Origin of the sequence: Streptomyces sp. NPDC089799 (assembly GCF_040684755.1) — a bacterium.
In the GTDB taxonomy this organism is placed as follows: domain Bacteria; phylum Actinomycetota; class Actinomycetes; order Streptomycetales; family Streptomycetaceae; genus Streptomyces.
Genome location: NZ_JBFBGR010000001.1, coordinates 92,761 through 106,575, shown reverse-complemented (window position 1 = coordinate 106,575; position 13,815 = coordinate 92,761). Strand labels below are relative to the sequence as shown.

The following is a 13,815-nucleotide window of genomic DNA, read 5'->3' as shown; positions in this document are numbered from 1 at the left end:
GCCTCGGCTACGTGGCCAGTTGCAGGGCATCGGCCGCCTCCTCCACCATGCCCAGGCCCATTCTGCTGACCCGGACGGCGAACGGTTCGCCCGCCACCCGCAGCCCGGACAGCCGGAGTGCGCCGAGCGGGGCCCCGGCGAGCGGGGCGAGGGTGACCGTGCCGGCCGGGGCGTCCGGGCGGACCCCGATCACGGCGGCCAGCACGTGGATCCCCGCGGCCGCGGCCACCGAGGCGGGCCGGCAGGCGGCGGGATGCGGCAGCGGGGCGCTGCCGGCGGTGCGCTGCTCGGCGGCGTACATCTCGGGCAGCCGGTACCCGAAGTGCTCGGCGGCGTCCAGCAGGCCGCGCAGCAGGCCCGCGGCCTCCTTCCCGAAGCCGGCGGCGGCCAGACCTGCGACGGCCACGGCGGTGTCCTGCGGGCGGACGGCCCCGGAGCGGTGCCCGAACGGGTTGTGCCCGGGCTCCCGGGCCGCCATGCTCCGCAGCCCCCACCCCGAGTCCATCGGCGGGGCCCCCAGGAGTCTGGCCAGGTGCTCGGTGCGGACCGGGTCGAGCAGGCCGGGGGCGAATGTGCCCCCGCCCAGCAGCCCGGTGTCGAGCAGGTGCGCCGCGGCCGCGGTGAGCCGGGGCAGGGGCCGGCCGTCGGGGTGCAGGGCGGCCGCGGGGCGGCCGCCGGAGGGGCCGTCGGCCTCGATCCAGAACTCCGCGCGGAACCGCTCCCGCAGGGCCGCCGCCCGGTCCCGCCACTCCCCGGCGCCGGGCCGGCCGCAGGAGTCGAGCAGGTCGGCGCCGAGCAGTGCGGCCCGGTGTACGTGGGCCTGGGTCTCGCAGCGGCGCGGACCGGCGGCCGGGTCGGCCAGGAAGCCGTCCTCCCCCAGCCGGGCGCGGAGCCAGTCCAGGCACCGCTCGGCGGCGGGCAGCAGCCCGGCAGCCTCGGCTTCGGGCAGGCCCCAGCGGCGGGCCTCGGCGAGCACGACCGGGAAGGCCAGGGTGGCCTCGGTGCCGGTGCAGCCCGGGGGGAGCTGGGGGCCCGCCCCGCGCAGCGGTCCGGGGATCATCCCGGCATCCGGACCGCGCCCCGTGATCTGGGTGCGGGCCAGCACGCGCAGGGTCGCGGCGGCGAGCCCGGTGCCGAGCGGCAGCGCCATTCTGGCGGCCCACAGGGACTCCGCCGGGGCCATCCCCAGGCGCCAGGGCGCGCCGCCCGCGAGAAAGGCGTCCAAGGGCCCCGAGGGGTCTCTCAGGAGCAGCGCCCGCAGATCCGCGACGCTGGTCCGGAACCATTCCTCGGCGCGCGGGTCGTCTCCCTCCGCGCGCGCCTCGGAGAGGGTCCCCGCGGCCGGTCCGGCGGGCGCCCGGCCGGCCCGGTCCTGAGCGGTGCGCAGCTCGATGGTGCGGGCCTCCCCCGGTGCCAGGTCCAGCTCCCACCGGAGCAGTCCGGCGGAGGCCAGGGCGTCGTCCGGGGGCGGATCGGCGGTGGTGACGGCCTCGGCGCCGCCGTCCGTGCTCCAGCGCAGCCCGGAGGTGTGCACTCCGGCGGGAAGTTCGGGCCCGGCGCGGCCCGCGGCCACGGCGGCCAGGTCGGCCAGGTCCGTGCCGAGGGCGATCTCGACGGGCAGCCGGTGCCGGCGGGCGGTGAAGTTGCGCAGGGTGATCCGCTCGGTGCCGTCCGCGTGGCGTACCCGTTCGACTCCGATGTCCGGGTCCGGTCCGGCCTCGGCCCCGGTACGCACGGTGGCGGTGAAGCCGGCCCGGTCCGCGCCGAGGCTGCGGCCCTGGACGGCGACCGGATCGCGGCCGGCGACCCGGAGCAGGCAGCGGGAGAGCAGCCGGCGCCCGGAGCGGTAGATGCCCTCCAGGCCGCGCCCGGTCAGCTGGCCGTGCTCCGGGGAGATCACCAGACAGGGTGCGGCGACGCAGATCACCGCGCCGTGCACCGGGGGCAGCTCGGGCCGGCGGGCGGGGGGAACGGGGTGCGCCATGCGTCGGCCTCCCTTCTCTGCCGGGGCCGCGCCCTGTGCCGGCGCCGCGCCCGGGTCGGGTCCTCGGGGGCGGCCGCACGCCCGGACCGCCGCCACCGCATGGCGCAACGCCCCCACCCCCGCCAGGGTCACGCTCCTTCCCACCCGGGAAGCCCGACGGGCCCGGCCCACCCGGCAGGCCCGGCCCACCCGGGACGCCCGGGACGCCCGCCCGTATGGCCGCTCGGCTGCGACGCGGGCGCTCACTGTCCGCTCCCGGCCGTACGGCGGACGCCTCGCCGGGTGCCCCGGGTACGGCGACCGGGGGGACGGGCGGCGACGCGCTTGCGCCGTGGTTCCCGGCGGCGTCGCTCCTCGCGCAGGCACTGCCGCAGCCCCTCGGGATCGATGCCCTCGTTGCAGGCCCGGTGCAGCAGTTGGGCGAAGCGGTACTCGCCGTCGGCCTGGAGCGCCAGCGCGAGGACGACCCTGGCGGTGGGTTCGTCCCCGGTGGACCAGGACACCCAGCCGGCCAGGGTGAGCGGTGCCGCCGCGTGCTCCGCGAAGGGACCGACGCAGCGGCGGGCCAGTGCCCGCCAGAGCCGGAGGGCGGGGGCCGCCTCCTCGTCCTCCATCCACTCGGCGGCGATGTCGCGGATCTCCCGGTCCTGCAGCCCCAGGATGAGCGCGGCGGCCTCGTCGTGGCCGAGCAGCGCATCGTCCCAGTCGTCGCCGGCCGGGCCCGGCTCCGCGGGCGGGGCCAGGGTGAGCCGCCGCATCAGGGTCCGGGCCAGCGCGAGGGTCTCCTCGCCGGTCTCCTTGCGGGTGGCCGCGTCGAGGATCTTCGGCATCAGGGCGGCCGCGGCCCGGTCCAGCGCCGGCAGCTGCTCCTCGGCGACCTGGCCCCGCAGCGGGGCCAGCCGGCCCTCGATCTCCTTCAGGGAGCCCCGGACGCGCAGCCCGGCATAGGTGGCGGCGGCCGCCATCACCGAAGTGCCGGGCACGGCCAGCGGGTTCCCCTCGGCCGGGCAGCAGCGCGGATCGGGGCAGCAGTACGACCAGTACCGGCCGCCGGAGATGCACAGGGCCTCCAGCACCGGCACATCCAGCGCCCCGCAGGCCAGCCGGATCCGCTGGGCGAACGGCCGGAGCCGGGTCATCACCCGCTGCGGGCTCTCGCCGTCGGGCGGGTCCTGGCAGAGGAACAGGACGATGCCGTCGGGCCTGCCCCCGCGCCGTTCGCTGCCGTGCACCAGGCAGTCGGCGACCTGCCGGGCGGTGTCGTCCCACTCCGCCGGTCCGGCGGGCAGCCCGACCCTCAGCCGGCCGCCGAACCGCCCGCCCTCGCCGTGCACGGCGACCATGACCAGGGAGTCGGTCGGATGAAAGCCGATCATGTACGGGAGCGCGTCGGCCAGTTCGGCCGGGCTGCGCAGGGTGATCCGGGGGCCGTCGTAGGAACCGGTGGACGCGCTGGGTTCGTGGTTCTTCGTCATGCCCCGACGGTCCCGCACCCTCCCGGACACCGAAACCCCTGTGGATAACCCCCGCGGCCACCCCGGATCTCCCTCCGGGTTTCCCGCCGGATCCCTTGTCCGGCGGGGCGCGTACGCCCTACCGGGTCGCCGCCAGGCCACCGTCCAACGGGATCACCGCGCCGGTCAGGTACGCCGACGCGCGGGACCCGAGGAACCGGATGACGCCCGCGAGGTCGTCGAGTCCGCCGGCCCGCCGCAGCGGGCTGCGCCCGACGGTGTCCGACGCCAGGGGCAGCTCCGGCGCGAACGGCGGGTACGACGCGAACGGCCCGAGCGCGACCGCGTTGACGGCGATCCGCGGACCCAGCCGGACGGCCAGCTGCCGGGTCAGATGGTGCACCGCGGCCGTGCTCGCCGCATGGGCGTACGACGTCTCGTCGGACGGGACGCCGGGCGGGGCACCGGGCGGGGCACCGGACGAGACGCCCGACGGCAGGTCGGACGCCGGGTCGGACGCCGGGTCGGACGCAACGCCGTACGACCCGTCCAGGTCCGCGATGGTGTCCTCGGTGGTGTGCTCGGTGGTGTGCCCGATGGTGACCACACGGGCCGGATCCCCCAGCCCCGCCGCCGCCTCCAGGGCCGGCCGCAGGAACCGGGTGAGGTGGAAGACGGCCTTCAGGTTCACCCCCAGCGCCCTGTCCCAGCCCGCGTCGCCGGACCCGGCCGGCGGCGCCGGAGGCAGGGTGCGCGCGCCGTGGACCAGCAGGTGCAGCCGGCCGGCCCGTCCGGTGAACTCCTCGGCCAGCCCGCGGCAGCCGCCCTCCGTCGCGAGGTCGGCGGTCAGCGGGAAGCACTCCCCCAGCAGCGAGAGACGGGCGGCCGTCTTCTCGGCCGCCGCCGCGTCACGTGAGGTCAGGTACACCGTGGCGCCGGCCTCGACCAGGGCCTGTGCGATCAGCGCGCCGATGCCCCGCGCCCCGCCGGTCACCAGGGCCGTCCTGCCCCGGACCGAGAACAGTCCCGTTCCGTCCTGCGTGGGATCCGAACCGGTCACAGCGCTCCTTCGTCCAGCGGAAGTCCAGCGGAACATGCACTCCGTTTCGTCCGGCCCGTCACCGGCCCGTTCGTCCGGCCCGTCATCGGTCGGCCCGACCGCCCCGTCACCGGATCGGCTCTTCCAGGAGCGCGGCCAGGGCCGCCATCACCGGCAGGTGCTGCGGCGGCACCACATCGCGCCCGGTGCGGCCGACCGAGCCGGGCTCCGCGGCCAGGGCCGTGCAGAGCGGGTGCCGCGCGGCCCCGCTGTCGATCAGCCGGACCGGGCCCGGGTACGGCTCCGGGCGGTACCCGCCCAGGACCCGCACGGTCTTGCGGAAGACCTCCAGCCGGGTGGCGACCGGAGTCGGCGCCCGCAGCCGGGCCGCCCGCCCCAGTGCCTCCAGCCGTGCCGCCCTCGGCCTCAGCCGCAGCGCGTGGTCCCCGGGCACCGGCGCCCCGGCCGGATAGTCGAACTCCGCCGGCCGCAGCCCGAGTTCCCTGGCGAACAGGCTCTCCAGCAGCAGCTCGTCGGTCACCGGTACGTCGACCCGGTAGCCGTCGACCAGCAGCACCTCGCCGACCTCGGCGCCCAGGCCGTCCAGCATGCGCGCCACTTCGAGCGCGAGCAGCGCCGCGGCTCCGGCGCCGACCACGCAGACTCCGCCCGGGTGTTCGGCGCGCACCAGGCGCGCGTATCCGCCGGCCCGTCGCCGCAGCAGCAGGTCGTCGTCGGCCCGCAGATAGCCGTCCGCGTGGCCGGCGGACAGTCCGAAGACCCGGCGTTCGGGATCGAGGAGATCGGCGAGCTGCTGGTACCGGTCGAGTTCGCCGGTGCCGTCGTGGACGAGCAGCACGGTCGGTCCGATCCCGCCGGTGCCCAGCCGGACCAGCGGGGAGGCCGTCCTCCTGCTGTCGGCCTCCCGCGGGTCGGCGGACCCGTGGGATTCGAGGTACCGGGCCATCGCGGCCACGGTGGGCTCCGGCAGCAACTGCCCCACCAGGGTGTCGAAGAACAGGTCGGCCGCCTGCGGCACATGGGCCCGCAGCCGGGCCACGAGCTGAGCGGACAGCAGCGAGTTGCCGCCGAGCTCGAAGAAGTCGTCGTTGCGGCCGACCCACTCGACCTGCAGGACGTCGGCCCACATTCCGGCCAGGGTGGTCTCCAGCCCCTCGCGGGGCGCGGCGCTGCCGGGCACCGCCGCGCGGTCGGTGATCTCGCTCAGCTTCTCGGTGAGGGCGCGCCGGTCGATCTTCCCGTTCACGGTGACCGGAAGCTCGGGCAGCGGGTGGATCACCGCCGGGCACATGTGGTCGGGCAGCCGCTCCCTGAGGTACTCCTCCAGCCGCAGGTCGTCCAGGCTCGTCCCGGTGGGTTCGAAGGCGACGAAGGCGACGAGTCTGCGCCGGAGGGCGTCGTCCCCGTCCGCGAGCACCACCGCGCCGCGCACCGCCGGGTGGCTCGTCAGGGCCGCCTCCACCTCGGCCGGCTCCACCCGGTGCCCGCGTATCTTGACCTGGTGGTCCTCACGGCCGAGGAACTCGATCGCGCCGGTCGGCAGGTACCGGCCCAGGTCGCCGGTCCGGTAGAGCCGCCGGCCGGTCACCGGATGGGTCAGGAAGCGTTCGCGGGTGCGTTCGGCGTCGCCCAGGTATCCCAGTGCCAGCCCGTCGCCACCGATGCAGAGCTCGCCCGCCACCCAGTCCGGGCAGTCGCGCAGTGCGCCGTCGAGGACATGGAAGGTCTGGTTCCGCAGCGGGAAGCCGTACGGGATGCTCGGCGCGGCCGGGTCGACCTCGCCGATCGGGTAGTGGATCGACCAGATCGACGCCTCGGTCGCGCCGCCGAGCGAGACCAGGCGGAGGCCGGGGACGTGGGCGCGGATCCGGTCGGGGAGGGTCACCGGGATCCAGTCGCCGGACAGCAGCGCGAGGCGAAGCGGTCCGGTGCCGTGCCCCACACCGGCATCGCCACCGGCACCGTCGCTGTCACCGCCGCTGCCGCTGCCACTGCCACTGCCACCGGCGTGCGCGGCCAGGTGGTGTCCGAGCATCTGCAGGTGCACCGGGACCGAGTTCCAGACGGTTACCCCGTGCCGTTCGACCAGTTCGGCCCAGTGCCCGGCGTCGCCGGCCCGGGCCGGATCGGGCAGCACCAGCGCGGCGCCCAGGGCGAGCGGGCCGAACACGTCGTACACCGAGAGGTCGGACCCCGGGTTCGCCAGTCCGAGCAGCCGGTCGGCCGGTCCGATGCCGAAGCGGTCGTTGATGTCCGCGATGGTGTTCGCGGCGGCCCGGTGGCTGATCATCACGCCCTTGGGCGTGCCGGTCGAGCCCGAGGTGCAGATGACGTAGGCGAGGTCGTCCGGTCCGACCCGGCGCACGGTGGCCTCCGGGAGCCCGCCGTCCGCGGCGACCTCGTCGAGGGCGACGACCCGCACGTGCGGGGGCACCGTGTCGTCGGGGCGTACGGAGACCATGAAGGCCGCCCCGGAGTCCCCGAGGATGAGGTTGCGCCGGAGGACCGGCTGTCCCGGGTCGAGGGGCAGGTACACGGCGCCGGCGGCGAACGTGCCCAGCACCGCCGCGATCTGGTCGAGTCCCTTGTCCAGGGCGACGGCCACGATGTCGCCGGGTGCGGTCCCGGCGGCGCGCAGTGCGGTCTCGATCGCGCTCGCGCGGCCGGCCAGGGCGCGGTAGGTGTGTGCGCCGTCCGCGTCGATGACGGCCGTCCGGTCCGGGTGGCGGCGGGCGGTGTCGAACACCGGCTCGTGCAGCAGGACCTCGGGACGGGCGCCCGCCGTCGCGTTCACCCCGGCGCGCCGCTCGGCCTGCGCCGCGGGCAGTGCGAGGACCTCGGTGTCGTCCCAGGGCCCCGTCCCGCACGCCAGCCGCCGCAGCAGGGCCTCGAAGGCCGCGAACATGTCCCGGGTCATGCCGGGCGGGAACACCCCGTCCCGCACGTTCCAGTTCAGCAGCAGCGCGCCGTGGCGGTCCGTCACCTGGCAGTCGATCCACACCTGTGGTGTCCGGGAGAGGGCGAAGCCGATCTCACCGGCCGGCTGCGCGTCACCGGGTCCGCTCCCGCCGATCGTGCTGGTGAACACGACGGGCATGACCGCCTCGTCCCGGCTGCGCCGGCGCACGAGTTCGCGGATGACCTCGATCCCGGAGAAGAGCCGGTGGTCCATGGCCTCGAAGAGCTGCCCGCCCAGCCGGCGTGCGCGCTCCGCGAAGGTTTCGCCCGCCCCGGGCCGGACCGCCAGCAGCACCACTGAGGTGAAGTCGCCGATCAGCTCGTCCACCTGGGGGTGCAGCGGCAGCCGGTTGTGCAGGGTCAGGTTCAGCGTGAACTCCGGGCGCCTGGACCACCGCCCGATGACCTCCGCGAACGCGGCCAGCACGGCGCCGGAGGCGGTCGTCCCCGCGGCGGCCGCGTGGTCCTTGAACGCGGACCAGTCCGCCTCCGCCAGAGTGCCGGTCAGATGGTGGAAGGAGGGCTCCGCGCCGGAGCCGTCGGCCTTCGGCAGCTCGGGTGCGGGCGGGAGGTCGTCGATGCGCGCCAGCCAGTGGTCCCGGTCGCGCCGGTAGCGCGGGGACTGCGGCAGCCGGCGTTCGGCGAGCACGTAGTCCCGGTAGGTGATGCCGCACGGCGGCAGCCGGTGGTCCGGGTCCGCCTGCAGCTGCTCCAGCTGGCCGAGCAGGTGCCTGATGCCGGTCCAGTCCGCCATCAGGGAGTCCACGGACAGGTGCAGGACGGCCCGGTCGTCGGTCCGGGTGATGCGCAGCCCGAACAGCGGCCACTCGCCGGCCGGGTACGCCTTCCGGCCGAGTTCCTCCCGGACCTCCTCCAGCCGGGCGCGCACGGCGCCGGCGCCCGCCCCGCGGAGGTCGGCGGTCTCGATCCGGTACGGCGGTACCGAGGGCAGCACCTGCTGGTGGCCCTCCTCGTGGACCACCACGCGGAGCATGTCGTGATGCTCGATCAGGCGGTTCCACGCCCGCTCGGTCCGCTCGGGGTCCAGTTCGGGGTACTCGACCTCCAGGTAGGTGTGGCAGGCGACGCCGCCGTACGCGTACCCGTGCCGGCGGCCGACCAGGTACGCCGTCTGTACGTCGGTCAGCGGGAAGGGCTCGTGGCGGTCCGCGGGGGCGGCCACGGCGACGGGGAGCCCGGCGCCGCGCAGCGCCGCGAGCAGGTCCCCCTTGGCGCCGCGCAGTTCCGCGATGCGTTCGGGGGTCAGCACCCCTCTGGGCGCCCGGTAGCGCAGCCGTCCCCCGTCCTCCCACAGGCGTACGCCCGCCGCGGACAGCTCGGCGATCAGCTCGTGCGCGCTCACCGGATCCCGTCCCCGGCCGTGTGCGCGGCCGTGTTCCCGGTACCCAGCGCAGTCCCCCGAGCGGTCCCCCGGCCGTTCCGGCCACCCGTCCCGCCATTCAGCCCCTTGAACCCCGCGTGTTCGGCTGCAACCTTTTCGGCCGACTTCCGGGTGGGGATGTCCGGGCGACAACACGGCGGGATCAACGGTTGGTGTTCGCCGCCGAGGAGACGGTCGCCGCAGTGACGGAGAATCTTCACCACGACCGGCCCGGCCGGATTGAGCTCCTGACTGTCCGACGGCATCGGAGTCACACACACCTCTCGGGTGAGGGAAAGCGCATCAGGCCTTCCTCCGTGGGAGTTGCACACACACGGGCGGACCGTGCGAAATCCGTACGGCGCCCACCGGCGCGGGTGACCGCCGCCGGCGCCGTGCGGGAGAGGACCGGCGCCGACGGCGGGGTCAGATCGCCGCGCGGAGCGGCAGCGCCGCCGGCCGGGCGTCCGTGCCGGGGGCGGCGGTGGATGGGCTCATGCGGAAATGCCCGGCGAATTCAGCGACGCCGTATTCGACACACCCCGCACGCACCACACCCATGGCCGAAATCGCCCCCCAGACGACACCGCAATCGATTCCACACCCGATCGCATTCCCATACCCGTCGACATCTTCCGGGCACCGGAAAGTGGTCGGGCAGAGGCACGGACCGACGATAACAACCGGGTGACACGAATGTCAGCAATCGGATCCGACTGCAAAGGAACTTGGTGAAATCAGCACGACAAGGCCGTGAGGAATGCACGCTTCATGCCGGGCGAAAGGGAAATTTGACCGCAGATGCTCAGGCCGCGGCGGCGAGCACCAGGGGCAGGACCCGTTCGCTGCCCGCCCGGCGGAGCAGACGGGCCGCCACCGCCAGGGTCCAGCCCGAGTCCGTGAGGTCGTCCACGAGCAGGACCGGGCCGGGGGCGGCGGCCAGTGCGGCGGCCAGGTCCTCGGGAACGGCGAAGGCGCCGGACAGCGTCGCCAGGCGCTGGGCGGAGTTGCTGCGCCGGGCCCGGTGCGCGCCGTCCGGCCCGGTGTACGCCAGGGTGCCCAGGAAGGGGAGGCGGCCGACGGCCGCGATGCCCTGGGCGAGGGAGCCGACCAGCTGTGGGCGGGTCAGGGACGGAACGGCGACGACGCCGACCGGCCGGGCGGAGGCGTCGGCGGCGTCCGGCGCCCAGCCGCCCGCGGAGCGCGCCCAGTCGGCGAGGACCGCCACGGCGGCCTTGAGGACGTCGTCGGGGACCGGGCCGTCGGGCGCGTTCCCGGCCAGCAGCGGGCGCAGCCGGTTGCCCCAGCCGATGTCCGAGAGCCGACCCAGGGCGCGCCCTGTGGCGCCCTGCTCGCCGGCGGGGATGCGCCCCTTGAGGTTGATGCCCAGGGCGGGCATGCCGGTCGGCCACATGCGGCGCGGCTCGACCTCCACGCCGGGGCGGTCCAGTTCCTTCACGGCCGCGGTCAGCGTCTCGGCCGAGACGCCGGAGTGCGCCCAGGCGCCGGCGCAGTTGTCGCAGCGGCCGCACGGGGCCGCTCCCTCGTCGTCCAGCCGGCGGCGCAGGAACTCCATCCGGCACCCGTCCGTGCCCACGTAGTCGCGCATGGCCTGCTGCTCGTCGGCCCGCTGCCGCGCCACCCAGGCATAGCGTTCGGCGTCGTAGGCCCAGGGGCGGCCGGTGCTCTCCCAGCCGCCCTTGACGCGCCGTACGGCACCGTCCACGTCGAGGACCTTGAGCATGGTCTCCAGGCGGCTGCGCCGCAGGTCCACCGCCGCCTCCAGGACCGGCACGGACAGGGGCCGGCCCGCCTCGGCGAGGGCGGCGAGGGTCTGGCGGACCTGCGCCTCGGGCGGGAAGGCGGTGTCGGCGAAGTAGCGCCAGATCGCCTCGTCCTCCTTGCCGGGCAGCAGCAGCACGTCTGCGTGGTCCACGCCGCGGCCGGCCCGGCCGACCTGCTGGTAGTAGGCGATCGGTGAGGACGGGGAGCCGAGGTGGAGCACGAAGCCCAGGTCCGGCTTGTCGAAGCCCATGCCCAGGGCCGAGGTGGCGACCAGCGCCTTGACCCGGTTGGCCAGCAGGTCGGCCTCGGCCTGGAGGCGGTCGGCGTTCTCCGTTCGCCCCGTGTACGAGGCCACGGGGAAGCCGCGCTGCCGCAGGTACGCGGTGGTCTCCTCGGCCGCGGCCACGGTCAGCGCGTAGATGATGCCCGAGCCCGGCAGCTCGTCCAGGTGCTCGGCGAGCCAGCCCAGGCGGTGCGCCGCGTCCGGCAGCCGTACGACTCCCAGCCGCAGGCTCTCCCGTTCCAGCGGGCCGCGCAGGACGAGGGCCTCGCCGGCGCCGGTGCCCAGCTGCTCGGCCACGTCCGCGGTGACGCGCGCGTTGGCCGTGGCGGTGGTGGCCAGCACGGGCACGCCGGGGGCGAGCTCGGCCAGCATCGCCCGCAGCCGCCGGTAGTCGGGGCGGAAGTCGTGCCCCCAGTCGGAGATGCAGTGCGCCTCGTCGACCACCAGCAGGCCGGTCGTGGCCGCGAGCTTGGGCAGCAGCTGGTCCCGGAAGTCCACGGAGTTGAGACGTTCGGGGCTGACCAGGAGGACGTCGGTCTCGCCGCGCTCCACCTCGCCGTGGATGGTCTCCCACTCCTCCGGGTTGGCCGAGTTGATCGTGCGGGCCCGGATGCCGGCCCGTTCGGCCGCCTCGACCTGGTTGCGCATGAGCGCCAGGAGCGGGGAGACGATCACCGTGGGTCCGGCGCCGCGGCGGCGCAGCAGGGCGGTGGCCACGAAGTACACCGCCGACTTGCCCCAGCCGGTGCGCTGTACCACCAGGGCCCGGCGGCGCTCGACCACCAGGGCGGCCACCGCCTGCCACTGGTCCTCCCGCAGCCGGGCCGCACCCTCGGGGGCGCCGACGAGCCCGGCGAGGATGGCATCGGCTTCGGCGCGGAGCTGCAGATCGTCCATGCCCCCATGCAACCGGATGCCACCGACAATCGGCCAACTCACCCAGCGTGACGACCCGGGGGCGAACGGTCCGCACGCCCGCCGCGGGGATCAAGGACGGCCAGACCGGCGGACGCGCCGGGACCGCCCGAACGCCCCGCCGCTCCGGCTCGAACGGGGTGTTTCCGCTGGTAATAGCGGTTCGGAGGGAACGCCGTGCGTCATCTTCGGCTCAACGGGGCAAGGATATGAACGGCATACCAGCCAATTCCGGTCGGCGGCGGCAATTGCTCGTTGCCGCGCGCTGACGGGCCACGCGAGAATTGGAGGGCTCCCGCTCGGCTCGACGGCGCTCAAAACAGGGCCGCGCTGCGGCGCGCCCTCACCCAGCTCTGCCCGTTCGCCGGGCGTGTACCCGAAGGGAGGACCGTGACCTTCGGATTCGCCCCGCCCGCGAGCTCGTCGTCCGCCACGGCAGGCCACGGCGCCGGTCGGCACGGCCGAGTGCTGGAGCCCGCAGAGTGGACGGCCGCCGGAATTCCCCTGCTGAGCAATCCGCGCGAGGTGGTCAGCGGGCTGCACTCGCGGCACGCACCGGTGCCCGGCGTCGCGGTGATCGCCGTGCTCGGCCCGGAGGAACGTCTCGTCGCCAGCGCCTCTTTCACCCAGCGGACGGTCTCGGCCGACGGCTGGGACTACCGCAACGCGCTGCTGGCCCGGCTGCGCCGGGTCATCCCGCACGACCTGCGCCGCCGGACCCCGGTACGGACGGCGGTGCTGCTCTACTGCCGTGACGGGGACGAGCGGTGGACCCCGGAGGACGGGGCGTGGATGTGGGGACTGCGGGACGCCTGCACCCTGCACGGGCTGCGCTGCGGTGCGTACATCACGCTGACCGGGGAGGGCTGGCAGGTGCTCGGCGAGGGCCGCGGCGGCCGCCGCCCCGACGCGGACTCCAGGCCCGTGGGCCTGGGTGACATCGTGACGGATCCGGTCCCGCTCACCCTGCGCACCGGCGGTGGCGCGGCCGAGCCGCTGCGCCGTACCGCCGCCCGCTGACGACACGGTCGGCCGGCAGCACCGTTCGCGTCGCATCGCCGCCGTCGTACCGCTGTCGCCGTCGTGCCGCTGTCGCTGCTGCGCCGTCAGCACCCCGCGTACGGTGCGGCGTACGTACGCGGACGGGCGTACGGTCGCCCGCCGGCGGGGGTGGGGCCGGGGACGGGACCGCGCTGTCCCGGCTCCGGCTCCGGATCCGGCACCGGGGCACGTGCGGGGCCGGCCGTGGCCCGCCCCGCCCCAAGATGCCACCGGGTCCCTTCCGGGGAACGGGGCGTCAGACGCCCGTCCCCAGAACGGAGTTGATCTGCTGCCCCTCGCCGCACACGATCAGCAGCGCACCGGCGCGCGCGAGCGCGGCCGGCAGGGCGTCGGCGGTCGCGTCCTGAGGCCCGCCGTTGACCGCGAACACGACCACGGGACGTGCGGCGGCCCGCTGCACGTGCGCCGCGTCCGCGTAGAACACGTCGTCCCGGGCGTCGTGCTGGGCCCAGTACGCGGCCTCGCCGAAGGACAGCTCGTGGGCGGCCCACGGGTGGGGTTCGCCGGTGGTCAGGACCAGGATGTCGGCCGGCGCGCGGCCGGTGTCGAGCAGCAGGTCGACGGCTTCCTCGGCCGCGTCCAGCGCGCCCTCGGCCGAGGCCGGGATGAGCTGGACCTGCGGCACCGCGGCGGAGACCGAAGGGGCTGCGGGGACGGGTCCGGGAGTGGCGGTCCGCTGCGCCGGCGGGGCGGGCCTGGGGGCACCGCCCGCGCGGTTCGCCGCTGCGGGGGACGGACCGGGGCGTCCGGGCCGGGGTACGGCGGCGGGACGCGGACCAGGTACGGGGCGGGGGGTCTGCGCGGTGCGGCTCGGGGCCGGAGTGACGCGGGGACCCTGGGCACTCTCGTGAATCTGAGGCTCCTCGGGGGTGAGAGGCATGGGTTGATGTCTATCAAACACCGGTACGAAACGTACCGGTGGGTGGCACGTGG

7 protein-coding genes are annotated in these 13,815 nt (G+C 75.5%); 1 reads left to right on the top strand and 6 read right to left on the bottom strand.

Annotated features, from left to right (window positions below; genetic code table 11):
- Positions 1-7: 7 nt before the first annotated feature.
- The 5 genes from AB0O36_RS00395 to AB0O36_RS00375 all read right to left on the bottom strand — a co-directional run bounded on the left by AB0O36_RS00395 (position 8) and on the right by AB0O36_RS00375 (position 11,802).
- Positions 8-1,984 (bottom strand): glycogen debranching N-terminal domain-containing protein, encoded by a 1,977-nt coding sequence (locus AB0O36_RS00395; protein ID WP_365101846.1) that lies wholly within the window; start codon positions 1,982-1,984, stop codon positions 8-10.
- Between the two features lie 242 nt (positions 1,985-2,226).
- Positions 2,227-3,459 carry a DUF4192 domain-containing protein gene (locus tag AB0O36_RS00390; protein WP_365101844.1) on the bottom strand — a complete coding sequence of 411 codons (1,233 nt, stop codon included), beginning with the start codon at positions 3,457-3,459 and terminating at the stop codon, positions 2,227-2,229.
- A 118-nt stretch (positions 3,460-3,577) separates the two neighbouring features.
- Positions 3,578-4,498: an SDR family oxidoreductase gene (locus tag AB0O36_RS00385; RefSeq protein WP_365101841.1), complete on the bottom strand. Its 921-nt coding sequence runs from the start codon at positions 4,496-4,498 to the stop codon at positions 3,578-3,580.
- Between the two features lie 106 nt (positions 4,499-4,604).
- Positions 4,605-8,819: an amino acid adenylation domain-containing protein gene (locus AB0O36_RS00380; RefSeq protein WP_365101838.1), complete on the bottom strand. Its 4,215-nt coding sequence runs from the start codon at positions 8,817-8,819 to the stop codon at positions 4,605-4,607.
- A gap of 823 nt (positions 8,820-9,642) precedes the next feature.
- Positions 9,643-11,802, bottom strand: coding sequence for a RecQ family ATP-dependent DNA helicase (locus tag AB0O36_RS00375; RefSeq protein WP_365101835.1), 2,160 nt, complete (start codon positions 11,800-11,802; stop codon positions 9,643-9,645).
- 408 nt (positions 11,803-12,210) lie between these two features.
- On the opposite strand from AB0O36_RS00375, the gene AB0O36_RS00370 reads away from it, so the two are divergent.
- Positions 12,211-12,840, top strand: coding sequence for a hypothetical protein (locus AB0O36_RS00370; RefSeq protein WP_365101832.1), 630 nt, complete (start codon positions 12,211-12,213; stop codon positions 12,838-12,840).
- A gap of 277 nt (positions 12,841-13,117) precedes the next feature.
- Here the strand turns inward: AB0O36_RS00370 and AB0O36_RS00365 are convergent, their stop codons facing one another.
- Positions 13,118-13,762, bottom strand: coding sequence for a hypothetical protein (locus AB0O36_RS00365; protein WP_365101830.1), 645 nt, complete (start codon positions 13,760-13,762; stop codon positions 13,118-13,120).
- Between the last annotated feature and the right edge of the window lie 53 nt (positions 13,763-13,815).